This window comes from Actinoallomurus spadix (assembly GCF_024055725.1).
Classification (GTDB): Bacteria; Actinomycetota; Actinomycetes; order Streptosporangiales; family Streptosporangiaceae; genus Actinoallomurus; species Actinoallomurus spadix.
The window spans coordinates 347,272-369,811 of the sequence record NZ_JAMXMX010000004.1 but is presented as its reverse complement, the minus strand read 5'-3'; the positions used below and the strand labels follow the sequence as shown (position 1 = coordinate 369,811).

Annotated in this window: 21 protein-coding genes; 13 read left to right on the top strand and 8 right to left on the bottom strand. The window is 72.3% G+C overall.

What is annotated here, in order from left to right; genetic code table 11:
• Nucleotides 1-15: 15 nt before the first annotated feature.
• From NE235_RS07725 to NE235_RS07715, 3 genes are read right to left on the bottom strand one after another with little or no spacing between them, the layout of a single operon-like run.
• Entirely contained in the window at nucleotides 16-1,701 is a 1,686-nt protein-coding gene (locus NE235_RS07725) for a SulP family inorganic anion transporter (protein ID WP_252800294.1), read from the bottom strand.
• Between the two features lie 2 nt (nucleotides 1,702-1,703).
• Nucleotides 1,704-2,051 carry an ArsR/SmtB family transcription factor gene (locus tag NE235_RS07720; RefSeq protein WP_252800262.1) on the bottom strand — a complete coding sequence of 116 codons (348 nt, stop codon included), beginning with the start codon at nucleotides 2,049-2,051 and terminating at the stop codon, nucleotides 1,704-1,706.
• Complete coding sequence (locus tag NE235_RS07715; RefSeq protein ID WP_252800261.1) at nucleotides 2,051-2,230, bottom strand: DUF3073 family protein; 180 nt, start codon at nucleotides 2,228-2,230, stop codon at nucleotides 2,051-2,053. Before NE235_RS07715 ends, NE235_RS07720 begins: the two co-directional genes overlap by 1 nt.
• A gap of 257 nt (nucleotides 2,231-2,487) precedes the next feature.
• On the opposite strand from NE235_RS07715, the gene NE235_RS07710 reads away from it, so the two are divergent.
• The 3 genes from NE235_RS07710 to NE235_RS07700 all read left to right on the top strand — a co-directional run bounded on the left by NE235_RS07710 (nucleotide 2,488) and on the right by NE235_RS07700 (nucleotide 4,865).
• Nucleotides 2,488-2,736: a Smr/MutS family protein gene (locus NE235_RS07710; RefSeq protein ID WP_252800260.1), complete on the top strand. Its 249-nt coding sequence runs from the start codon at nucleotides 2,488-2,490 to the stop codon at nucleotides 2,734-2,736.
• 166 nt (nucleotides 2,737-2,902) lie between these two features.
• Nucleotides 2,903-3,145 (top strand): hypothetical protein, encoded by a 243-nt coding sequence (locus NE235_RS07705; RefSeq protein ID WP_252800259.1) that lies wholly within the window; start codon nucleotides 2,903-2,905, stop codon nucleotides 3,143-3,145.
• On the top strand, nucleotides 3,102-4,865 hold the full coding sequence (locus tag NE235_RS07700; RefSeq protein WP_252800258.1) for an acetylserotonin O-methyltransferase: 1,764 nt from the start codon (nucleotides 3,102-3,104) through the stop codon (nucleotides 4,863-4,865). Before NE235_RS07705 ends, NE235_RS07700 begins: the two co-directional genes overlap by 44 nt.
• Before the next feature lie 180 nt (nucleotides 4,866-5,045).
• Here NE235_RS07700 and NE235_RS07695 read toward each other — a convergent pair whose 3' ends face one another.
• Together NE235_RS07695 and NE235_RS07690 are read right to left on the bottom strand one after the other, a co-directional pair.
• Nucleotides 5,046-6,401 carry an aminotransferase class I/II-fold pyridoxal phosphate-dependent enzyme gene (locus NE235_RS07695; RefSeq protein WP_252800257.1) on the bottom strand — a complete coding sequence of 452 codons (1,356 nt, stop codon included), beginning with the start codon at nucleotides 6,399-6,401 and terminating at the stop codon, nucleotides 5,046-5,048.
• A 120-nt stretch (nucleotides 6,402-6,521) separates the two neighbouring features.
• A complete protein-coding gene (locus NE235_RS07690) occupies nucleotides 6,522-7,232 on the bottom strand; it encodes a tryptophan 2,3-dioxygenase family protein (RefSeq protein WP_308206040.1) in 711 nt (236 codons plus the stop codon).
• A 461-nt stretch (nucleotides 7,233-7,693) separates the two neighbouring features.
• Between NE235_RS07690 and NE235_RS07685 the strand changes: the two genes are divergently transcribed.
• Nucleotides 7,694-7,942, top strand: a complete 249-nt coding sequence (locus NE235_RS07685) for a Smr/MutS family protein (protein ID WP_252800255.1) — start codon at nucleotides 7,694-7,696, stop codon at nucleotides 7,940-7,942.
• A 40-nt stretch (nucleotides 7,943-7,982) separates the two neighbouring features.
• Here the strand turns inward: NE235_RS07685 and NE235_RS07680 are convergent, their stop codons facing one another.
• Nucleotides 7,983-8,906 carry a formate/nitrite transporter family protein gene (locus tag NE235_RS07680; protein WP_252800254.1) on the bottom strand — a complete coding sequence of 308 codons (924 nt, stop codon included), beginning with the start codon at nucleotides 8,904-8,906 and terminating at the stop codon, nucleotides 7,983-7,985.
• A 90-nt stretch (nucleotides 8,907-8,996) separates the two neighbouring features.
• Between NE235_RS07680 and NE235_RS07675 the strand changes: the two genes are divergently transcribed.
• Together NE235_RS07675 and NE235_RS07670 are read left to right on the top strand one after the other, a co-directional pair.
• Entirely contained in the window at nucleotides 8,997-10,238 is a 1,242-nt protein-coding gene (locus NE235_RS07675) for a DUF5685 family protein (protein ID WP_252800253.1), read from the top strand.
• Between the two features lie 39 nt (nucleotides 10,239-10,277).
• Nucleotides 10,278-10,799 carry a PH domain-containing protein gene (locus tag NE235_RS07670; protein ID WP_406567551.1) on the top strand — a complete coding sequence of 174 codons (522 nt, stop codon included), beginning with the start codon at nucleotides 10,278-10,280 and terminating at the stop codon, nucleotides 10,797-10,799.
• Between the two features lie 63 nt (nucleotides 10,800-10,862).
• On the opposite strand, the gene NE235_RS07665 is transcribed toward NE235_RS07670, so the two are convergent.
• Nucleotides 10,863-12,350, bottom strand: a complete 1,488-nt coding sequence (locus NE235_RS07665) for a bifunctional aminoglycoside phosphotransferase/ATP-binding protein (protein ID WP_252800252.1) — start codon at nucleotides 12,348-12,350, stop codon at nucleotides 10,863-10,865.
• Nucleotides 12,351-12,459: 109 nt separating this feature from the next.
• On the opposite strand from NE235_RS07665, the gene NE235_RS07660 reads away from it, so the two are divergent.
• From NE235_RS07660 to NE235_RS07630, 7 genes are all read left to right on the top strand, one after another.
• On the top strand, nucleotides 12,460-15,063 hold the full coding sequence (locus tag NE235_RS07660) for a bifunctional acetate--CoA ligase family protein/GNAT family N-acetyltransferase (RefSeq protein WP_252800251.1): 2,604 nt from the start codon (nucleotides 12,460-12,462) through the stop codon (nucleotides 15,061-15,063).
• Between the two features lie 146 nt (nucleotides 15,064-15,209).
• Nucleotides 15,210-16,316 carry a 4Fe-4S dicluster domain-containing protein gene (locus NE235_RS07655; RefSeq protein WP_252800250.1) on the top strand — a complete coding sequence of 369 codons (1,107 nt, stop codon included), beginning with the start codon at nucleotides 15,210-15,212 and terminating at the stop codon, nucleotides 16,314-16,316.
• Entirely contained in the window at nucleotides 16,309-16,797 is a 489-nt protein-coding gene (locus tag NE235_RS07650) for a Crp/Fnr family transcriptional regulator (RefSeq protein WP_252800249.1), read from the top strand. The genes NE235_RS07655 and NE235_RS07650 overlap by 8 nt, the downstream gene beginning before the upstream one ends.
• Nucleotides 16,798-16,802: 5 nt before the next feature.
• Nucleotides 16,803-17,597 (top strand): FAD/NAD(P)-binding protein, encoded by a 795-nt coding sequence (locus NE235_RS07645; protein WP_252800248.1) that lies wholly within the window; start codon nucleotides 16,803-16,805, stop codon nucleotides 17,595-17,597.
• Nucleotides 17,597-18,358 (top strand): NADH-quinone oxidoreductase subunit B family protein, encoded by a 762-nt coding sequence (locus NE235_RS07640; protein ID WP_252800247.1) that lies wholly within the window; start codon nucleotides 17,597-17,599, stop codon nucleotides 18,356-18,358. The genes NE235_RS07645 and NE235_RS07640 overlap by 1 nt, the downstream gene beginning before the upstream one ends.
• Complete coding sequence (locus NE235_RS07635) at nucleotides 18,342-19,634, top strand: Ni/Fe hydrogenase subunit alpha (RefSeq protein WP_252800246.1); 1,293 nt, start codon at nucleotides 18,342-18,344, stop codon at nucleotides 19,632-19,634. The genes NE235_RS07640 and NE235_RS07635 overlap by 17 nt, the downstream gene beginning before the upstream one ends.
• Nucleotides 19,631-20,074 carry a hydrogenase maturation protease gene (locus NE235_RS07630; protein WP_252800245.1) on the top strand — a complete coding sequence of 148 codons (444 nt, stop codon included), beginning with the start codon at nucleotides 19,631-19,633 and terminating at the stop codon, nucleotides 20,072-20,074. Before NE235_RS07635 ends, NE235_RS07630 begins: the two co-directional genes overlap by 4 nt.
• 18 nt (nucleotides 20,075-20,092) lie before the next feature.
• Here the strand turns inward: NE235_RS07630 and NE235_RS07625 are convergent, their stop codons facing one another.
• The gene (locus NE235_RS07625) at nucleotides 20,093-22,510 is read right to left on the bottom strand and encodes a glycoside hydrolase family 65 protein (protein WP_252800244.1); all 2,418 of its coding nucleotides are present in this window, start codon (nucleotides 22,508-22,510) and stop codon (nucleotides 20,093-20,095) included.
• Nucleotides 22,511-22,540: the final 30 nt, after the last annotated feature.

Here is a 22,540-nt window from a genome sequence, read left to right as displayed (position 1 = left end):
TCCGGCGCTCGGCCCTCACGCGCTCCTGACGTTCCCGGCGGCCGCGCCGGGCACCTCCCGGCGGAGGAGCGTACGGGCGTGCGCGATCGCCGCCGGGGTGTCCGGGAAGATCAGGCCGTCGCGGCGCAGATGGTCCGCGACGCCGAGGGCGGCCAGGATCTGGTCGTGCCCCGGCTTGATCCCCGAGATGAGCACGGTGACGCCGTGCTGTTCCAGACGCGTGATGGCGTCGCGGAGCACTCCCGCGCCGGTGGCGTCCAGGGTGGAGATCCGCGACATCCGCAGGATGACGACCCGGACGTCGGTGGCCTCGGACAGTTCGAGGAGGAAGCGGTGCGCGGCGGCGAAGAACAGCGGGCCGTCGAAGCGGTACGCGATGATGTGCTCGGCCAGCAACCGCCGCTCCTCGTCGGTGTGGTCGCCGGCCTCCAGCGGCACCTGGTCGAGCCGGGCCGTGCGGGCGACCGCGCGCAGCGCCAGGACGATGGCCAGCGCGACACCGACGGCGACCGCCGTGACCAGGTCGAACACGACGGTGACGAGGAACGTCAGGATCAGCACGACCCCGTCGCCGCGCGTGGCCCGGGTGATCGCGCGCAGCGAGCCGACCTCGACCATGCGGACGGTGGTGGCCAGCAGGACGCCGGCCAGCGCGGCCAGCGGGATCCGGCCGACCAGACCACCGGCCGTGAACACGATGGCGGCGAGCACCGCCGCGTGCGTCAGCGCCGCCAGCCGGGACCGGGCCCCGGCGCGTACGTTGACGGCCGTCCGGGCGATCGCGGCGGTGGCCGGGACGCCGCCGAGCAGGGGAGCGGCCAGGTTCGCGATGCCCTGGCCGAACAGCTCGCGGTCCGGGTCGTGTTTCTCGCCGACGCTCATCGCGTCGGCGACGGTCGCGCACAGCAGGCTCTCCAGCGCGGCCAGCGCCGCAACGGCCAGCGCGGACGGCAGCAGCGCCGCGGCCATGCCGGGGTCCAGGAAGCCGAGCGAGGGTGCGGGCAGACCGGCCGGTAGCGCCCCGATGCGGGCCACGTGGAGTGGGGCGACCTGCGCGACGAGCGTCGCCAGCACGATGCCGGCCAGCGAGAACGGCACGCCGGGCCGGATCCGGGCCCCGGCCAGCATGAGCGCGGCGACGGCCACGGCCATCACGGGGGCGGCGACCGTGGGATGCTCGCCGTACCGCGCGGCGGCCACGGCCGCCGCCCGCCAGACCTTGTCGGCGTGCACACCGGTCACCCCGAGCGCGGCGGGCACCTGCTGAAGCGCGATGACCACCGCGATCCCGGCGGTGAAGCCCTCGATGACCGGCATGGGCAGCAACCCGGCGAACCGGCCCGCCCGCAGCGCCGCGAGAAGCACCAGCACGAACCCGGCCATCAGCCCGACCATGAGCACACCGTCGGCGCCGTACCGGCCGACGATCGGCACCAGTACGACCGTCATCGCCCCGGTCGGGCCGGAGACCTGCAGGTTGCTGCCGCCGAACACGGCGGCCAGGGTGCCGGCGACGATCGCGGTGACCAGCCCGGCCTGGGCGCCCAGCCCGGAGCTGACGCCGAACGCCAGGGCGAGCGGCAGCGCGACCACCGCCACGATCAGCCCGGCCAGCAGGTCACGGCCGGGCGAGCGCCGGGCGGGCGCCCAGTCGAGCCGGCCGGGGAGTAGGCCGCCGAGGCGGCGCAGGGGCAGGGGCATGCTCACGCGGTCGTCCTCGCGGCCGGTTCGCCCTTCAGCTCGGCGAGCAGCTCACCCTGGTCGGCGAGCAGGTCGGTGAGGATGCGCCGGGCCGCGCGCATCAGGTCCGACACGTCACCGCCGGCCAGCTCGTACACGACGGTCGAGCCCTCCCGGTGGGCGGTCACGATCCCGGCCCGGCGCAGCACCGCGAGCTGCTGGGACAGGTTGGACGCCTCCACCTCGATCGCGGCCAGCAGGTCCCGGACCGGTGTGGGCCCCTCGCACAACAGCTCCAGAACCCGGATGCGCACCGGATGACCCAGCGTCTTGAACAGCTCGGCCTTGGCCTGGTAGAGCGGGACCGGCATCACTCGGCCTCCGTGTCGTCCGCGTCGACCCGCCCGGCCTCGGCACGCTCGCTCTCCTCGGCGGCGGACGCGTCGGCGCCCAGTTCCTTCCGCAGGCGATCGAGGTCGGTGCCCGCGCCGCCGTACTTCAGCCGGCGCGCGACCTTCGTCTGCTTCGCCTTCGCTCTCCCACGCCCCACCCGCTCGACCTCCTCGATCGGGACCGCGCACGGCCCGCATCCTTCATCAAGTCACCATATTAGCAATTGAAAAAACCTTCATGTCGCTGCCGGCGGCCGCATACGCCGCGCTATAGCGCTGGCTAACGCGTGCCCGTGGCTACCGGCGTCGCATCCCACCGTGAAGTGGCGACGAGACCGGCCTGAACCCGATCGGATCTTCGGCCGTAGGCATGGATGATGGCTACGAGGTCAGGTCACGGTGACAAGGAGAGTTCATGACGCTCACGCTCGACCTGCATCCGATCTTCAAGAGTCAGCGCGACGTCGATCAGGCCGTGCGCTCGATGATGTTCAGGGCGGCGCAGACGAATGCCGAGCGTGTGATCATCATCCCGGGCAAGGGGTCGCAGAAGCTGAAGAGCCGCGTGCTCGCCCTCTTGCGGCAGCCGCACCTCAGGAAGCTGTACAAGAATGTCGAGCCCGATCCGGAGAACCTTGGGCGGATCATCATCCGCTTCCGATGAGTTCCCCGGCGCAACGCCGTCGGCGGCCGGTGACTCTGAGCACCGATTCGCCTCCGGTGAGGAGTGACGGCTGCGGGCTGCGGCCGAGGCGGCGCGGTCGTCGGCTGAATGACGGTCATCACAGGGATCGGCCGGCCCCCGGCACCCGTACGCCGATTGCGCACCGGTGAACGACGAGGCGCTGAATTATCGCTTCTCGGTGGTGATTCCAGTCGACCATCCGTCGGCGGCTCAGGGGTTTGACAGATTATTTGATGAATCGAACAAAACTGCTGTGTCGACGTTCGTCTGCTGTGATCGCTGGAAACTCCTGGGGCTGTGTGTAACGATGATCAACGTTGTTCCCAAGTGGATTCGGGGCCAGGATGACGACCGCGCATTTTTCCGGCGAGGCCGAGAACGCCGGTGAATCACCGCTTTACGATGTCGACGTGCGGCGCATACGCCGAGTCATGGAGTTCACCCGCTCGTTGAGCACCGGCCGACTGCTCGCCGAAATACTGCCCGATGGCACGCCTGCGCATGTCGTCGCGGAGATCGCACGACACTGCCGTTTCGTGCACGGCTCGGTCATGGTCTTCCCGTCCGGCCGGCCGGATGCGTTCTTCGCCCGGCTGGCAGCGATGGGACTGACCGCCGCGTCGCCCCAGCCGAGCACCGTCGTACGCGGCAGGGTGGCCCGCGGATATGGCATACCCGAGGAGGATCTGCCGGTCCAGATCGTGCACGCCACGATCACCGGCGGCGATCCCGATCACGGCGGTGAAGTCGAGATCTTCGTTTGTCCCCCGAGATCCGGTGAACGATTCGAACGGCTGATGGACGACGAACGCCGGGCCGGCCACGAGACCCATTTCGCGCTCCACGTGTCCGAGCCTCACCTTACGGAACGGCTATGGGGGCTGCTCACCGGCCCCGCCGGAATGACGCCCGACGGCGGCGGGTTCAACCCCCACGAAGGGCCGGCCGGGTGCACCGTGCTGTACTTCCGTGCCGAGGGCCTGATCCGACCCCAGGGGTGGCCGCGCAGACTGGAACTGCTCGTCGACGGCCGCCATGAGCTGCTGACCACTCACCTGCGGTCGGCGGAGTCGTCTCGTCTCGCTCACACCGTGCCGGAGCCGTCCGCCGACGAAGACGCGACGCGGCGGATGTTCGAGATGTTGACCGGCGCGTGGACCACCCAGGCCCTGTGCGCGGCCGCGGAACTCGGGCTCCCCGACCACCTGGGTTCACAGCCGGCGACCAGCGCCGAGCTCGCCCTGCTGACGAACGCGGACGCCGACCTGCTGCACCGGGTACTGCGCTACCTCGCGTCGCTCGGCGTCGTGCGCCGAGACGGTGAGCGATGGGAGCTGACCCGGCTCGGCATGACGTTGCGGACCGGAGCGCTCCGCGACGTCGCCCGGCTGTACGGGGGGATCTTCTACCGCAGCTTCGGCTCCCTCACGCATTCGGTCCGCACGGGTGAGAACGCCTTCGAGCACGCGCTGGGCCTGCCGCCCTTCGACTATCTGAACGAGCATCCCGAGCAGGCCCGCGTCTTCCACGGTGCCATGGCGGCCGGGTCGTCATGGTTCAGCCGAGTTCCCGAGGTGATCGACTTCGCCGACGTGGGAACCGTCGTCGACGTCGCCGGCGGCCACGGCGACCTGCTCCGCCACGTCCTGAAGGCGGCTCCCGCCACTCGTGGCGTGCTGTTCGACCAGCCGGCGACCGCCGACGCGGCCCGCGAGGTGTTCGAGAAGGACGGCCTGCTCGACCGGTGCGAGGTCGTCGGCGGCGACTTCACCGAGCAGGTACCGCGGGGCGGCGACATCTACCTGCTCTCCCGCATACTCCACGACTGGGACGACGAGCAGTGCCTCAAGATCCTGGCGAACTGCCGGCGCGCCATGACGGAGAGCGCCCGGCTGGTCATCATCGAACGCCCCATCCCGACGGACGGCACACCGTCCCTGGCCATCGCCTGGGACGTGCACATGGCCGTCAACAACATCGGCGGCCGTGAACGCACCGACGAGGAATACCGCCGACTGCTGCGCGCGGCCGGCTTCGACCTGGTCGGCATCGCGCCGCTCGCTCTGGACATGGCGGCCCTGACCGCCGTTCCGACCGGCGGATCGTAGATGGGCGGCCGCGAACGCCCCGATTGCCTGGCCGGGACACGAGGCGTTCGCAGCGGCTACCCGATTGACGTCAGATCCTCCGGTGACGTGACCGACGTGTTCTCCGCCGCCGAGCTCGAGCGGGCCAACCTGTCGCACTTCGAAGACGCGTACGTCCGCGGGTGGTCCATGAGTGCCACGTCATGCAATCCTGGTTGAGGAAGTGAGACGCTCAGTGGCCTCTGTTCCTTTCCAAGTGAGTTCGGCGGCTTTCATCCTGTCCAGAGCATCGGTGAGCGTTTCTTGGGGCGGGCCGAGGTAGAACCGAATGTAGCCGTTCGAATCGTTGAGGGGTCGGCCGGGCGTGGTCATATGGGCCTCCCCGAGAAGAACTCCGGTCCGCCACAGACAGTAGGTGCGGTAGTCCGTCTCCGAGTCCGGAGAGTCGTGATACCAAGGAGGAATGCGCATCAACATGTAGCTGGTACAGTTCCCGGCGGAGAAAGCCTCGTCCGGATATCCGAACTCGTGGGTGAGACGCCGAGTGATCTCCTTGCGTTTCGCCGCGTACAGCGCACGCTGTTCGGCGAGGTAGCTGTTGCAGGACGGGTCCCGAAGCCACTCGGCCATCGCAGCCTGGAGGGGGACGGCGGACACGTAGGTGTGCTGCGGCAGAAGCCGAGTGAGCAAAGGTGTGAGTGTGTCGACTGGGCCGGTCATCGCACCGATGCCCCACCCGTTGCTGTTGAATTGCTTCCCTAGTGAACGCACTGCCAGCCAGCGCGGACGCCGACCCAGTGGCAGATCCCTGACCTCGTCCAGGAGAATGCGCAAGGCGTTGGTCGGCCTGACGTCGGGATCGTGCACGCCGTAGAAGGCGTCGTCGATGAGCAGGCAACTGCCGGTATCGAGTGCCGCGCGAACCATCGCATGCACCGTTTCCCGCGCCCAGTTGACACCACTTGGATTGTGCTGGGCGTTGATGATCAACAGGACGGGTCCCTGGGTGTCCTTGCGCGCCTGGCTCAAGAGGGCTTCGATCTCTTCGGCATCCGGTTGGTAGCCAGATCGTGGGGATAGAGGGAAGTACCGCATGTCAAAGCCGAGAGCCGTGTAGACGCCGGCGTGATCCCAGCCCGGTGAGGAGGTGATGGCGATGGGGCGGTGTTCAGCGGATGCTGCGTTCTCCTCGGCCAGCAGCCGTCCGAAGTGGAACATCGCGGTGCGGGTGCTGCTCTGAGAGACCGCCACCTCATAGTCGACGCCGAGGTCGGCGACCCCGGCCAGGTCGTGCGTGTCCGTGATGTACGAGCGCAGGGCACGATGAAGTGCGGGCAGGCCGTAGGGGCTGAGGATGTACCCATGGCTATGGAGGGGAATGCCGCCGCTGAGCGTCTTCCGCAGACCTGGGGCGACCTCGCTCCAGGTCTCGCCGAGACTGAGATAGATCACGTCGGCGGGGTCGTGGCCGGCGTTCTGATACTCGGTGAGGAGCGTCGCGTCGTCGTACGGGGTCGGAAGGCCACTGTCCGCGATGATGTCCGTGAGTCTCTGCATGATCGGCTTCCTTCGCTCATTCGCCGTTGCTCGGCGGCTCATGCCACGCGTCCTCACATGCGCCGGCGGCCGCAAGAAGCGCATCGTCGTTCTCTGAGCGGAATCGCACGCCGACGTCCATCACGCTGCCGTCTCCGGAGAGGCGGCGACCCCCAGCGACGGCGTGGCGGAAGGATTCGAGCTATGTGCGGATGGCGGCCCGATGCGTGAGCGCAGCCACGCCGCCCCGGCCGAACCGGCCGTGCCCGGCTCATCCCCGATCATTCTTTCTACCAGCGCGACGTGGGTGAGTTGCCATCGCCGCAACTCCCGCCCCAAGGATTCGAGCGCTTCCCGGACCTGCTCCGCCTGAGCTCCACCCCACGGTACGGCCCGATCGATGGCCACGGCCAGCAGACTGCGCTCGCCACCTGCCCCGGCCAGCGCGAACAGCTCCGCAAACTGCTCCGACCCTCCCGCGCGGGCCCTGCCAAGCCGATCCCTGAAGGCCAAGAAGTGCTCGCGCGGCAGATGCTCCAGTACCTGGACGTGCCGACAGATGAGGTCCACCACGCCGCAGGCACGGCGCAGTCGTGTCTCCGCGTCGGCCAGGTCGGGCTGATGCGCGTCACAGTCCCGGAGCACGGTCCGAAGATCGTCGATGACCTGCGTGAGCAGCAATTCCGCTGACTGGTGCACCACAATGAAGAAGTGCTCAGACGCGCGAACCGCGCCGTCCTGTATCCCCGTCCGGGGCTGTTGCAAGGTCAGCAACTCGCTGAGATTCAAGTAGTCAGAATAAGCGTTCCTTGCCATGGCTGCTTTCCTCATTGATCCTTCGTGTGACTCCACTGCGATGGTCGCGCCCGGGATAGTCCTCCTGGGGCGGCTGTCACGATGGATCACGGTAAAGGTCGGGCCGAGCGAAATCAATGGCCTGTCCAAAAAGGGGGGGAAGGCTCGTAGACCAGTACGGCTTCCGACGGGATGAAGGTCGGGTGCAGGCCGGCGGCCTCGCTGGGAGGGGGCGGCGACCAGGAACGACGAGCTGTGAACAGCGGACGGCGGCCGTCGAGATCGGCCGGTTCCTTTGCGGCGACGTTCGATTGAATGGATAATCCGAATCGGATGAACATTCAGGTTGAGGCGACGGTGAACCGCCGCGGCTGCGGGGAGGGTCCATCCCCTTGAATCACGGACGACAGGGCGGCCGGCGTGAAGCAACCTCCCCGGCGTGAACCCGATCGGGTCTCCGACCGTAGGTATGGGTGACGGTTACGGCCACAGCCAGGGCACGGGGGACAAGGAGAGTCATGACGCTCACGCTCGACCTGCATCCGATCTTCAAGAGTCAGCGGGACGTCGATCAGGCCGTGCGCTCGATGATGTTCAGGGCGGCGCAGACGAATGCCGAGCGTGTGATCATCATCCCGGGCAAGGGGTCCCAGAAGCTGAAGAGCCGCGTGCTCGCCCTCTTGCGGCAGCCGCACCTCAGGAAGCTGGACAAGAACGTCGAGCCCGATCCGGAGAACCTTGGGCGGATCGTCGTACGCTTCCGGTGAGTTCGCCGGCGGAGTCGTCGGTGACGGCCGCGGGCTGCGGTCAGGTGTCGGGTTCTTCTGGCCGGACGGTGCGGTCGGCGGCGGAGGCGGCGCGGTGGTCGGCCAGCTTGCGGGGAACCTGGGCCAGGCGCAGGGTCGTGACCAGCAGGATCCCGCCCAGCATGTTGCCGGCGGCTGCCAGGGCGGCGGTGCCGGCCCAGTCGGCGTAGCCGTACGGCGCGTGACCCGTCTGCAGGCCGGCGAAGATCAGCAGAGAGCCGACCACCACGTGGTTCAGGCCGCCTCCGCCGAGCAGGAAGGCCGTGGTCACCGCGGGTACGAGCTTCACGCCGGGTGACGTGCTGGAGTGCTGCGTCCAGGTCAGCAGCGTCATGACCACCCCGGCGAGGACGGCCAGGGCCAGGGCGCGCCACGTGGTGCCGAGCTCGATGAAGCTCGAACCCGCCTCGATCGCGGTGGGGCGCAGCCGGGGGTAGCCGACGATGACGATGTAGGTCAGGATCCATCCGGCGGCGAGGTTGGCGGCCAGCGTGACCGACCAGAGCCGGACCAGCTCGCGGTAGGTGGCCTGGCGTGCGATGATGGTCATCACGGGGATCAGGAAGTCCTCGGTGAACAGCTCGCTGCCGGCCATCGTGAGGGCGATGAAGCCGACGGAGAAGGCCAGCCCGGCGACCAGTTCGCTCAGCGGGGACGCCGCCATGGCGTGTTGGACCAGCAGGAGGGCGAGTACCCCGGTCACGATGTCGACGCCGCCGACCAGTCCGGTGGCGACCAGCGGCAGCCAGGGCCGTGACAGGCGGCGGCGCCCCTCGTCGACGACCCGGGTGAAGGTCTCCTCGAGGGCGACCGGCCGCGACGCCTCCTCCGCCCGGTCCTGCCCGTCCGGTTCCGCTTCGCCGCCCATCGCCCACCCCCCGTGTGTGAGCGCGCCGGGCAGGGCCGTGACCTGCCCGTTGGACACATCTTCGTTCCTGGGCGGTTCTTCCCGCATTTCGCCTGTTTGTGCGAGATGATCCGGTCCGTACGTGAATCACCTCAGGGGGAGCCGGGGATGTTCGGGATCGTGCGGCCCTGCCGTCATGTCTTGTGCGCGCCGCTGTTCAAGGACTGGATGGCGCACCTGTGCGGGCTGTGCCTGGCGCTGCGCGACGAGCACGGGCAGGCGGCCCGGCTGGTCACCAACTACGACGGCTTGCTGATCTCCGTGCTGGTGGAGGCGCAGAACCCCGAGCGGTCCCCGCACCGCAAGGCCGGGCCGTGCGCGCTGCGAGGCATGCGCACCGCCGACGTCGTCGCATCCCACGCGGAGGGGGCCCGCCTGGCGGCCGCGACGTCGTTGCTGCTCGCGGCCGGCAAGACCCGTGACCATGTCGCCGACCGCGACGGCGCCCACGCCCGGCGGCTCGTCGCCGCGACCGCGGGCTGGATGGCCGGCCGCTGGGACGCCGCGGGCGCCCGGACCGGCACGGCCGTGGGACTGGATCCGGGCGTGCTGCGGGACACGGTGGCCCGCCAGACGGCCCTGGAGACGACCTCCGGGCTCGGCCTGCTGCAGCTGACCGAGCCGACGGAGACGGCGGTCGCGGCCGCCTTCGCGCACACCGCCGTGGTGGCGGGCACGCCGCGGAACGCGGAGACGCTCGCCGAGGCGGGACGCTTCTTCGGCCGCCTCGCACACCTCCTCGACGCCGTCGAGGACTACGAGGCCGACCGGGCCTCGGGCGCGTTCAACCCGCTGCGCGCGACCGGCACGTCCCTGGCCGAGGCGCGCCGCCACTGCGACGACGCCGTCCGTGGCCTCCACCTGGCCCTCGGCGACCTGGAGCTGGAGCGCCCACGGCTGGTGAAGGCCCTGCTGGGCCGTGAGGTGCGCCGCTCGGTCGACCGCGCGTTCGCCGCGCACGGCCCCGCCGCGTACGGGCCCAGCGGCCCGCCGGACCCGTACGGCCCGCCGGACCCGTACGGCCCGCCGGACCCGTACGGCCCGCAGCACCCCTACGGCCCGGGGCCGCAGCCCCCGCCTCCGGGATGGCCGGGCGGGCCGCACCACCCCGGGCAGCGGCCGCCCGTCCGCCCCGGGTGGGGCCTGGCGTGCCTCGCCGGTTCGCTGGTCGGCTGCACCTGCGGGCTGTGGCAGCCCCCGTGGAGCGTCCACCGCGACAGTGGCTGTGGCGACCGGTGCTGGTGCAGCCGGGCCTGCGACGGCGGGTGCGATTGCTGTGACTGCTGCAACTGTTGCGAGTGCTGCGACTGCGACGGCTGTGACTGCGACTGCTGCTGCGACTGCGGTTGACGGGGGACATTCGGGGCCTGTCCGCGTAGAGTCCCGCTCGTGCGACTCCCCACGTTCCTCATGGTGCGCAACATCGAACCGCATCACCTGCAGCGGTACCTGCTGCCTCAGGAGGAGGACGCGGTCATCATCCGGCGTCATCCCGCGGTGCTGCTGCGGTACGTCCTGGAGGCGATCGCCGGCCTGATCCTGGCCGGGGTGCTGAGCGGCCTCGTCTCGCAGGGCACCGTGCTGACGGTGATCTGGTGCCTGTGGCTCGCCTTCCTCGGCCGCCTGCTGTTCAAGGTGTACGAGTGGTCGGACGAGTTCTTCGCGGTGACCGGGGTCCGGGTCATGCTCGTGCACGGGATCGTCACCCGCCGGGTCGACATGATGCCGCTGTCGAAGGTCACCGACCTCACGGTCGACCGGTCGATCCTCGGCCGGATGCTGGGATACGGCACCGTCGTCCTGGAGTCCGCGGGCCAGGAGCAGGCGCTGTCCAAGGTCACGTTCGTTCCCGAGCCCGAGGGCGTCTACCTGCAGATCTCCGCCGTGGCCTTCGGCTCCGGGGACGACTGAGGCGATCCGCGACGCGTCGCAGGCCCGGCGGCCCGGCGGCCCGGGTCAGCCCGGCGGCCCGGGTCAGCCCGGGGACAGGCGCGGGAGGCGGTGCCAGGCGGGCTCGGGTCCGTGCGGCCGGATCACGGCCAGGGCGCGTTCGACGGCGTCCCCGACCGGCCCGGACGTGTCGATGGTGGCGGCCTCCGGCCACGGGGCGGCCGCTTCGGCCATGAACGCGGCGATCTCCGGGTCGGCGTCGGACACGCCGCGCGGGCGGGTGAGCAGGCGCTCGCCGGCCAGCGGGCTGTCACAGCGCAGCTGGACCAGGTCCGCGCGCGCCCGGTCGGCGAGGCGGGCGGCGTCGGCCCGGTGCTCCGCGGAGGTCCAGGAGGCGTCGACGATGACGGACTCGCCGTAGGAGAGCAGCCGCGCGGCGCGGTCGAGGAGCTCGGTGTACGTGCGGCGGGTCCAGGAGGCGTCGTAGAGGCCCGTGCCGTACGGGGCCCGGGCAGGCGTCTCGGGGGACAGCTCGGCGAGTTCCTTACGGACGCGATCGCTGTTCAGGACGGTGTGGCCGAGGCGGTCGCCGAGGGCCTCGCTGAGGGCGCTCTTGCCGGTTCCGGGCAGACCGCCGACCAGGATCAGGCCGACCGAGCCGGCGTTCAGGTGCCGCAGCGCGATCTCGGTGTACCGGCCGGCGTCCCCGGCCGCGCGGGTGTCGCCCTGGTCCCAGCGGAGGCACGCGACCTTGGCGCGGACGAACGCGCGGTAGGCCACGTAGTGGTGCCGCAGCGACGGCGGGGCCGGGTCGTCGGCGTACTCGGCGTACCAGGAGACGAAGCGCCGGGCGAGATCCGGCGAGCCGAGGCGTTCCAGGTCCATGGCGAGGAACGCGGCGTCGTCGAGGCCGTCGAGCCACCGCAGGCGGTCGTCGAAGTCAAGGCAGTCCAGCACGCGGGGACCGTCGTCGAGGCAGAAGATGTCGTCGGCCATCAGGTCGCCGTGCCCGTCGACCACGCGCCCCTCGCGGATCCGGGCGTCGAACAGCGGCTCCCGGAACTCCAGGAAGCGCAGCGTCAGGCGCTCCACCTCCGCGGCGTCGTCGGCGTCGATGGCGCGCCCGTGAAACGGGCGAACCTGGTCGAAGCTCGCGGTCCACCGGGCGCACAGGGCGTCCCGGCTCCCCTCGGCGGAGATCGCGGCCGTGTGCGGGGAGGCGGCGTGGGCGCGGGCGAGCAGGCGCGCGACCGCCCGCAGGGCGTCGTCGACCGGGGCGTGCGCCCGGACGAGATCGGACAGGCGGCGGTCGGCGGGCATCCGGCGCATGACGACGAGGTGGTCGCGCGGCGTCCCCGGCGGCATGCTCACGTCGGCGACGCCCAGGTACACGTCGGGCGCGAACCGGCGGTTCAGGTCGACCTCGCGGTGACACGCGCGTTCGCGCAGCTCGCGGGTGGAGAAGTCCAGGAAGCCGAGGTCGACCGGCTTCTTGAGTTTGTAGGCGCGGTCTCCGAAGAAGAACACGACGCCCGAATGCGTCTCGGCGACGTCCGTACCCCAGGTCCCCATGGTCGCAGCCTCGCGCGGGAGGACGCGGGCCGAACAGGGGCGTCGGTCCCCCGGAGAGATGGCCTTGAGCCCTTTCCGGGGAGGTTCCGGCCGGTCGAGGCTGTGAGACATGGTCGAACCAGCGCGCCTGCCGGAGCACGCCCCCGCCGCCGCACCGGACCGCGTCCCCGGACACCCGCCGGAGGACGCCGCCGCGGCCGCACCGGTCCCCGTCCCCGGACACCCGGTGGAGCACGCCGCCGCGGCCGCACCGGTCCCCGTCCCCGGGCGACCGCCCGACGAGCCGGCGTTCGCGCTGCTCATCGACGGCACGGCGGTCCGGATCCGGCAGATCGGCCCCGGAGACCTCGCCGCCGTCCGGGACCTGCACCGCGGCATGTCACCGGACAACCTTTACCTGCGCTTCTTCGGCCTCAGCCCGCGCCTCGCCGACGAGACCTCCGAGCGCCTGTGCCGCGCGCCCGGCCCGGACCACGCCGTCCTCGGCGCCTGGCTGGGCGAGGACCTCATCGGCGTCGCGAACTACGAGCCCGCCGGCGTTCCCGGCGCCGCGGAGATCGCGCTCGCCGTCGCGGACGCGATGCACCACCGCGGCGTCGGCACGCTGCTGCTGGAACACCTGGTGTCGCTGGCCCGCGCGCGCGGCGTCCGTGAGTTCCGCGCCGACACCCTGCTGCAGAACGCCGTGATGCTGCGCGTCTTCGCCTCCGCGGGGCTCACCGTCGAGCGCGGCGTCGCGGGCGGCGTGGTCGACGTGCGGATGCCGCTGACGCTGGACGGGCGGTACCTCGACGCGGTCGCCGAGCGGGAGCGTTCCGCGGACGTCGCCAGCCTGCGCCACCTGCTCTGCCCGGCGTCCATCGCGGTCGTCGGCGCCGGACCGGCCGGCGGGGCGATCCTGCGCACCCTGGTCTCCGGGCGTTTCCCGGGCGCGGTGTCCGTGGTGGACCCCCGGGCGGGGACCCGGCTCGCGGGCGTGCCGTGCGCGCCCTCGGTGGCCGCCCTGCCGGAGGCCCCGGAACTCGCCGTGCTCGCGGTGCCGCCGGAGTCCCTGGCCGAGGTCGCGGAGGAGTGCGGGCGGCGGGGCGTGCGGGCCCTCGTGGTGATCACGCCGGGCGGGGACGGTCCCGCCCTGCTCGCGACCTGCCGACGGTACGGCATGCGGCTGGTGGGGCCCGGCAGCCACGGCGTCGCCAACAGCGCCGTACGGCTCGACGCGACGTTCGCCGCGCTCCCGGTGCGGCCCGGCGCGGCCGGGATCGTCGCGCAGTCCGGCGGCGTCGGCATCGCGCTGCGGGACCACCTGTCCCGGCTGGACGTCGGCGTGTCGTCCTTCGCCTCGGTCGGCGACAAGTACGACGTCAGCAGCAACGATCTCCTGCTGTGGTGGGAGGCCGACCCGGCGACGCGGCTGGGCGTCCTGCACGTCGAGTCGTACGGCAACCCGCGCAAGTTCGCGCGGACCGCCCGGCGCGTCGGCCGCCGCGTGCCGCTGCTCACCGTCGTCGCGGGACGGTCGGCGGCCGGGCGGCGGGCGGCAACCTCCCACGCGGCCGGACCGACCTCGGCGGTGACCCAGGAGGCGCTGTTCCGGCAGGCGGGAATCACCGCGACGCACGGCCTCGGCGAACTGCTCGACACCGCCGCCCTGCTCGCCCACCAGCCGGTACCGGCCGGGGACCGGGTCGCGATCGTCGCGAACGCCGGAGGGGCGGGCGTGCTGGCCGCCGACGCCTGCGCCGACGTCGGCCTGACCACCGCGGCGCTGAGCGAGGAGACCGTCCGCAGGCTGACGCGGCTGCTGCCGCGCGGGGCCGCCTGCGCCGGCCCGGTCGACACGACCGCGGCGATCGACCCCGAACGGTTCACGCGCTGCCTGGACCTGGTCGCCGCCGACGACGGGGTGGACGCCGTCCTCGCCCTGGTCGTCCCCACGGCCCTCTCCGACCTGACCGCCGCCGTCGCGGCCGGAGGAGCCGCCAAGCCGTTCACGGCGGTCGTCCTCGGCCAGCCCGAGTCGGTGCGCGTACGGTACGGGCCCGGCGGACGCCGCGTCCCCTCGTACGCCTTCCCCGAGGACGCGGCCCGCGCACTCGGCCACGCCCGCTCCCACGGCCGGTGGCTCGAACGCCCGGCCGGGAGCGAACCCGTTCTTCCCGACGTCCGGGAGGACACGGTCACCCGGATCATCCGCCGCTTCCTCGACGAGTCCCCGGAGGGCGGCCCGCTCCCGCCCGCCGACGTGCCGGAGCTCCTGGCTGCCTACGGGCTGCCCCCGGCGGGTCCCGGCCCGGAACCCTCCGCCGGCGCGCGGCGGACGGCCACCGGGGAGGTGGAGCTCCGGTGCGGGATCGTGCAGGAGCCGGTCTTCGGGCCCCTGGTCGTCTTCGGCCTGGGCGGGGCGGCCACGGAGGTGCTCGGCGACCGGGCCGCCCGGCTCACCCCGCTCACCGACGTGGACGCCGCCGAGCTGATCCGCTCGGTACGCGGCGCGCCCCTGCTGTTCGGCCACCACGGCGCGCCCGTGGTGGACACCGCCGCGGTCGAGGACGTCCTGCTGCGCCTGTCCCGGCTCGCCGACGACCACCCGGACATCGCCGAGGTCGACCTGGACCCCGTCATCGCCCGGCCCGCGGGCGTCGTGGTCGCCGGCGCGCGGGTCCGGGTCGTCCCGGCCCGGCACTGGGATCCCCACCTCCGCCGGCTTCGCTGACCCGGCCCGATCGACCACGAACCGGGCTCCCTGGATTGGGCCTTCGGACCGAGCGGCCCGGGCGGGAGGGACTTCGGGCCCTAGTCCCGGCCGGACCCCGGGCCGAGGCTGGAAAGGAGGGGGCTCGTCGGTGAGGAGGCGTGCGCATGGCCTGGATCCTCGACGGTGTGGCCGGGCTGCACGCCGCGCTGGTCGAAGCCGGTTACACGGTGATCGGCCCGACGGTCCGCGACCGGGCGATCGTCCTCGCCGAGCTGGAATCGGCCGACGACCTCCCGTACGGCTGGGGCGTCACGCTGGAGCCGGGCGGGTACCGGATCCGGCGGCGGGCGGACTCCGCCGCGTTCGCGCACTCGGCGGGGCCCCAGTCATGGAAGCCCTTCCTGCACCGGCCGCGCGCCAAACTGTGGGACGCGCGGCGCACCGATGACGGCTTCGAGGTCGCCGAGACCCGGGAGGAGGCGCCGCGCTACGCCTTCCTGGGGGTGCGCCCGTGCGACCTGCGGGCGATCGGGATCCTGGACCGGGTCCTCACCGGCGACCGGTACCGCGACGACGCCTACGCCGCGCGCCGCGACGGCGTCTTCATCATCGTCGTCAACTGCACCGAACCGGGCGAGACCTGCTTCTGCGTCTCGATGGGCACCGGGCCGGGCGCCGACTCGGGGTACGACCTGGCACTGACCGAGTTCGCGGGGGAGGGGCGGTTCCTCGTCGACGTCGGCACCGAGGCGGGCGCCGACCTGCTGGCGCGGATCGAGCACCGCCCGGCGGACCCGGTGACCGAGACGCGGGCGCGGGCGGAGGTGGACGCGGCGGCCGGACGGATGGGCCGGGAGATGCCCGCCGAGGGCCTGCGGGAGCTGATGGCCGGCAGCCTGGAGGCCGCCCGCTGGGACGACGTCGCCGGTCGCTGCCTGACCTGCGGCAACTGCACGATGGTCTGCCCGACCTGCTTCTGCACGACCGTCGAGGACGTCACCGACCTGACCGGGGAGCACGCCGAGCGGTGGCAGCGCTGGGACTCCTGCTTCGACCTCGACTTCTCCCACCTGCAGGGCGGCAGCGTGCGCACCTCCACGAAGAGCCGCTACCGCCAGTGGCTCACCCACAAGCTCGGAACCTGGCACGACCAGTTCGGATCGTCGGGATGCGTCGGCTGCGGGCGGTGCATCGTCTGGTGCCCGGTCGGCATCGACCTGACCGAAGAGGTGGCCGCGCTCCGGCGGGAAGGGGAGAAGAGCGATGGGTGAACGAACGACCGCGGTGCCGCGCTCCGCACTGGCCGCGCACGCCTTCGCCCGGGGACTGCCGGAAGACCAGGTCGACCGGCTGGCGGAGGTCGCGCGGTACGTCCAGGTCCCCGCCGGGCACCGCCTGTTCGAGGAGGGCCGCAGCGCGGACCGGTTCTGGCTGATCCAGGCCGGCCGGGTCACCCTCGACCTGCACATCCCGGGCCGCGGCCCCGTGATCGTCGAGACGCTCGGGCGGGGCACCGTGCTCGGCTGGTCGTGGCTCTTCCCGCCGTACGCCTGGCGGTTCGGGGCGCTCGCGGCCGAGCCGGTCCGGGCGATCGCCCTGGACGCCAGGGCGGTGCGCGTGATGTGCGCCGAGGACCCCGCCCTGGGATACGAGCTGACGCGCCGGTTCGCCGCCGTCATGCTCGACCGGCTGCAGAACACCCGCATGCGGCTCCTCGACCTGTACGGCGCGCCCTGGGGACGGGACGGATGACGGCCATGACCCCGGTCCCGTACCGGGTGACCGAACGCCGGGAGGAGACTCGCGACACCGCGACGCTCGTCCTGCGGCCGTGCGGCGCGCCGATCCCGCCCGTACGACCCGGCCAGTTCACGATGATGTACGCGTTCGGCGTCGGGGAGGCGCCCATCTCCGTCAGCCGGACCGGCACGGTCATGGAGCAGACGGTCCGCGACGTCGGCGCGGTCAGCCGCGCGCTGGCCGGGAGCGCGCCCGGCCGGATGATCGGCCTCCGGGGGCCGTACGGTGCCGGGTGGGGCGTCGAGGACGCGGTCGGCCGGGACCTGGTCTTCGCCGGAGGAGGGATCGGGCTCGCGCCGCTGCGCCCCGCCCTGCTGTACGCGCTGCGGCGGCGCGCGTCCTACGGCGCGATCACCGTGCTCATCGGCGCCCGTACCCCCGCCGACCTGGTCTACCGGGCCGAACTCGACGAATGGCGCGAGCGGGGCGCGCGGGTCGAGGTGACGGTCGACCACGCCGACGACGGCTGGCGCGGGCACGTCGGGCTGATCACCTCGCTCGTAAACCTCGTCTGCGCCGACCCGCCGAACGCCACGGCCTTCGTCTGCGGCCCGGAGATCATGATGCGGTTCACCGCGGAGGCCCTGGAGGCCAAGGGGCTGACCGACGTGCGGATCTCCCTCGAACGGAACATGCGCTGCGGCGTCGGATGGTGCGGCCACTGCCAGCTCGGCCTCCGGCTGGTCTGCCGCGACGGCCCGGTCGTGCCCTACCGGGACGTCGCCTCGGAGCTTCGCGTCAAGGAGCGGTGATGGCCCCGAAACTCGCCGTGTGGAAGTTCGCCTCCTGCGACGGCTGCCAGCTCACCCTCCTGGACTGCGAGGACGAGCTCCTGACCCTGGCGGGCGAGGTCGAGATCGCGCACTTCCTCGAGGCGTCCAGCGCCGTGACGGAGGGCCCGTACGACGTGTCGCTCGTCGAGGGGTCGATCTCGACCCCGGCCGACGCGGAACGGATCAAGGAGGTCCGGCGGATCTCGCGGCGGCTCGTCACGATCGGGGCCTGCGCCACCGCCGGCGGCATCCAGGCGCTCCGCAACTTCGCCGACGTGGAGGAGTACCGGTCGGTGGTGTACGCCCGGCCCGAGTACGTCGCCACGCTGGCCGAGTCGACGCCGATCTCGGCGCACGTGCCGGTCGACTTCGAGCTGCGCGGCTGCCCGATCGACCGGGGCCAGCTCCTGGAGGTGCTGTCCGCCTACCTGGCCGGGCGCCGGCCCGGCATCCCGAACCACCCGGTCTGCTTCGAGTGCAAGATGCGCGGGAACGTCTGCGTCATGGTCGCCCACGGCACGCCCTGCCTGGGGCCGGTCACGCACACCGGCTGCGGAGCGATCTGCCCCGCCTACGGGCGCGGCTGCTACGGCTGCTTCGGCCCCTCCGCCCGGCCCAACACCGGCTCGCTGAAGACCTGGCTCGGCGACATCGGCCTGGCGCGGCCCGAGATGGACCGGATGTTCGCCACGTTCAACGTCACGGCCTTCACGGAGGTGCCCGATGACCCACCGGCATGAGCGGACCCTGAACATCGGCGCCCTGGCGCGGGTGGAGGGCGAGGGGGCGATGCAGGTGCGGGTCGCCGGGGACCGTGTCGAGGAGATCCTGCTGAACATCTACGAGCCGCCGCGGTTCTTCGAGGCGTTCCTCCGCGGCCGGGCGTACACCGAACCACCGGACATCACCTCGCGGATCTGCGGCATCTGCCCCGTCGCCTACCAGATGAGCGCCTGCCGGGCCGTGGAGTCGGCGTGCGGCGTCGCGGTCGACGGGCCGCTGGGGGACCTGCGGCGCCTGATGTACTGCGGGGAGTGGATCTCGAGTCACGCCCTGCACATCTACCTGCTGCACGCCCCGGACTTCCTCGGCTATCCGAGCGCGGTCGAGATGGCCCGCGCCTACCGGCCGCTGGTCGAACGCGGCCTCGAGCTGAAGAAGACCGGCAACGCGATCATCGAGCTGCTCGGCGGCCGCGCGATCCACCCGGTCAACGTACGGGTCGGCGGTTTCCACCGGGTCCCCACGCCCCGGGAGCTGCGCGGGCTCGTGCCGGGCCTCCGCAGGGCCCTGGAGGACGCGCTGGCCACGGTGCGCTGGGTGGCCGGCTTCGACTTCCCCGACCTGACGTTCGACCACGAGTTCCTGGCCCTGACCGGCGAGGAGTACCCCCTGGAGCGTGGCACGCCCCGGACCACGACGGGCGCCGCGTTCGAGGTCGCGGACTTCGAGGACGAGGTCGCCGAGTACCAGGTGCCGCACTCGACCGCCCTGCACTCCCGGCTGGTGCACGGCGGCCGGTACCTCACCGGGCCGCTGGCGCGGTTCGCGCTGAACCGCGACCGCCTGTCTCCGCTGGCCCACGAGGCCGCCGCCGACGCCGGTCTCGGCCACGAGTGCCGGAACCCGTTCCAGAGCATCGTCGTACGCGCCGTCGAGATCGTTCACGCGGTCGAGGAGGCCCTGCGCGTCATCGCCTCCTATGAGCCTCCGCCGCCGTACGTCCCGGTGCGGGCACGGGCAGGCCGCGGGCACGGCGCGACCGAGGCGCCGCGCGGACTGCTGTACCACCGGTACGACCTCGACGGCGAGGGCCTGCTGACCTCGGCCCGGATCGTCCCGCCGACCTCCCAGAACCAGGCGGCGATCGAGGAGGACCTGCGCCGCCTGGTGCAGGATCGCCTCGACCTGGACGACGCCGCGCTCACCTCGGCGTGCGAACGGACGATCCGCAGCTACGACCCGTGCATCTCCTGCGCGGCGCACTTTCTCGACCTGAAGGTGGTCCGATCATGATCGTCATCGGAGTGGGCAACGATCTGCGCCGGGACGACGGAGCCGGCCTGGCGGTGGTCCGCGAGCTGCGCGGCCGCTGCCCGCCGGACGTCCGGCTCGCGACGTGCGACGGCGAACCCGTCCAGCTCATGGAGCTGTGGAACGGCGCGGACCTCGCCGTGGTCGTCGATGCGGTCTCGCCCGCCAGCGGTCCGGGCCACGTGCACGAGGCCGCCGAGCTCCCGACCGGAACGCACGCCGACACGAGCTGTCACGGTCTCAGCGTCGACCTGGCCGCGGAGCTGGGGCGGATCCTCGGCCGGATGCCCGGTGACCTCCGCGTCTACGGCATCGAGGGCGTGGAGTTCGGCTTCGGCTCCGGCCTGAGCCCGCCGGTGCGCCGCGCGGTCACGGAGGTGGCCGACCGGATCACCGCGCTCGCCTGCGACCGGCGGTCGTGACGGCGCTTCGTCCCGGCGTCATCCGGTCCCGGCGGTCCGCTCGCCGGCCGCGGCGGAGGTGGCGAACCAGACGGTGCGTCCCGCCGGGATCGTGGTGACCGGGCCGCCGTCCACGATCATCCGGATCGGCGGTTGCGCCGATCGGCGCAACCCGACCCGGACGCCCCGATGATCGGCGTGGAGGCGGATGCCCCAGTGGCCGCGGTAGCGCAGCTCCATCCCGAGCCCGGGCAGGCCCGGCGGCAGGTGCGGGTTGAGGCGCAGCACGTCGCCGCGCGGCTCCAGGCCGGTGTAGCAGCGCTGCGCCAGGTCCAGCGTGCCGGCCATCGCGCCCAGGTGCACCCCCTCGCCCGTCGTACCGCCCTGGACGTCGTGCACGTCGCCGTCGAGGGCCTCGAGGAAGAACCGCCAGGACGCGGCCCGGTCGGACCGGGCCAGGACCCAGGCGTGCACGACCGCGCTGAGCGTCGAGCCGTGCGAGGTGCGCGCGAGGTAGTACCGGACCGTCCTCGGGATCGCCGCGCGGTCCAGGCGGTAGCCGAGCCGGGCGAGCAGGGCGGTCAGCTCGTCGGCGGACAGCAGGTAGAACAGCATCAGCACGTCCGCCTGCTTGGACGCCTTGTACCGGTTGGGAGTGTCGCCCTCCGCCTCGAGGATGCGGTCGAGACGCCGGATGTCGCCGTACCTCGCCCGGTATCCCGCCCAGTCGAACTCCGCCAGGTCCTCGTACCCCTCGAACTGGCTGATGACGCCGTCGGCGTGGAACGGCACGCGCAGCCGCCGGCTCACGTCCTCCAGGCGGGTGATCTCCGCGGGGCCGAGACCGAGGCGTTCGAGCAGTTCGGCCCGGCGCTCGGACGGCAGCAGGGCGAGCACGTCGAGCGCGCGGCACAGCGCCCAGACCGCCATGACGTTGGTGTAGGCGTTGTTGGCCAGCCCGGGCGCGGCGGCGCCGGGAAGGGCGTCGTGGTACTCGTCCGGCCCCATGACGCCCCGGATGTCGTAGCGGCCGGACGGCGCGTCGAACGTCGCCAGGTCCGCCCAGAAACGGGCGATCTCCAGCAGCATCTCCGCGCCGTAGGACGACAGGAACTCCAGGTCGCCCGTCGCCTCGTAGTACTGCCAGACGTTGAACGCGACGGCCAGCCCGACGTGCCGCTGCAGCCGGGAGTTGTCCGGCAGCCACCGGCCGGAGCGGGGGTTGAAATGCGTGCGCGGCGTCTCGTCGCGGCCGTCACCGCCGCTCTGCCACGGGTACATCGCCCCGGCGTACCCCGCCTCGCGGGCCGCCGCGCGCGCCGCCGGCAACCGGTGCCAGCGGTACAGGAGCAGGGCCCGGACGACGTCCGGGAAGCGGAGGCCGAGGAAGGGCAGCACGAACAACTCGTCCCAGAAGACGTGCCCGCGGTAGGCCTCGCCGTGCAGCCCGCGGGCGGGCACGCCGACGTCGAGGCCTACCGTGTGCGGGGAGACGGTCTGCAGCAGGTGGAACATGTGCAGGTTGATGGTCCGCTGCGCCGCGCTCCGCCCGACGTCGAGGCGGCCCCGGCGCCACAGGTGGTCCCAGGCCATGACGTGCCGGTCGCACAGCTCCGCGAAGGCGGGCGCCCGCTCGGCGCGCGACCGGGCCGCCGCCAGGGTGCCGTCCGTGGCGCGGTCCCGCGAGGTGTGCAGCGCGACGACCTTCTCCACGGCCACCGCCTCCCCCTGCCGCAGGGGCAGGGTCAGGTGGTGCGCGATCCATCCCGGCTCGTCCCGCGTCTCCCGGCGGGCCACGGCCGCGCCCGTCACGGTGGTACGGGCGGCCTCGGCGATCCGCACCGCCGAGGTGACGGTCTCGGCCTCCAGCCAGATCACTTCCCGGTCGGCGCCGGCCGAGCGGATCGACAGGTGGGCGTCGGCCAGCCCGCGGTAGCGGGCCACGCCGTCGTTGCGGACCCGCCCGTCCAGGCCCGACCGGATCTCCAGCGTCCCGCTCCAGTTCTCCGGCCGGATCACGGTCCGCAGCGCCGCCACGTGCGGATCGTCCATGGAGACCAGGCGCTGCTGCTCCACCGTGGTGTCGCGGCCCGCGGCGTCACGGTGGCGCAGGCGCCGGATGAGCAGCCCGCGGCGCAGATCGAGGACCTGCCGGTGACCGAGCAGGTCCCCGGGGCGGGAACCGAACCACTCGCCGTCCGCGGCGCGGAACGTGAGCGGCAGCCAGTTCGGCGCGTTGACCAGGTCCTCGTTGGTCGTCGTCCGGCCCGCGACCGTCGACGTCAGCCGGTCGTAGCAGCCGGCGATGTAGGTCCCCGGGTGATGCACGGCGTCGGCGGACGCCTCGGGTGCCGCGCCCCGCGTCGCGAAGTAGCCGTTGCCGAGCGTGCAGAGCGACTCGCGCAGCCGTTCGCCGTCGGGGTCGACGCCGTCGTAGCGGAGCAGCCATGCCCCCATGGCCCGCCTCCTCCCCGGTGCCTGCGTCCA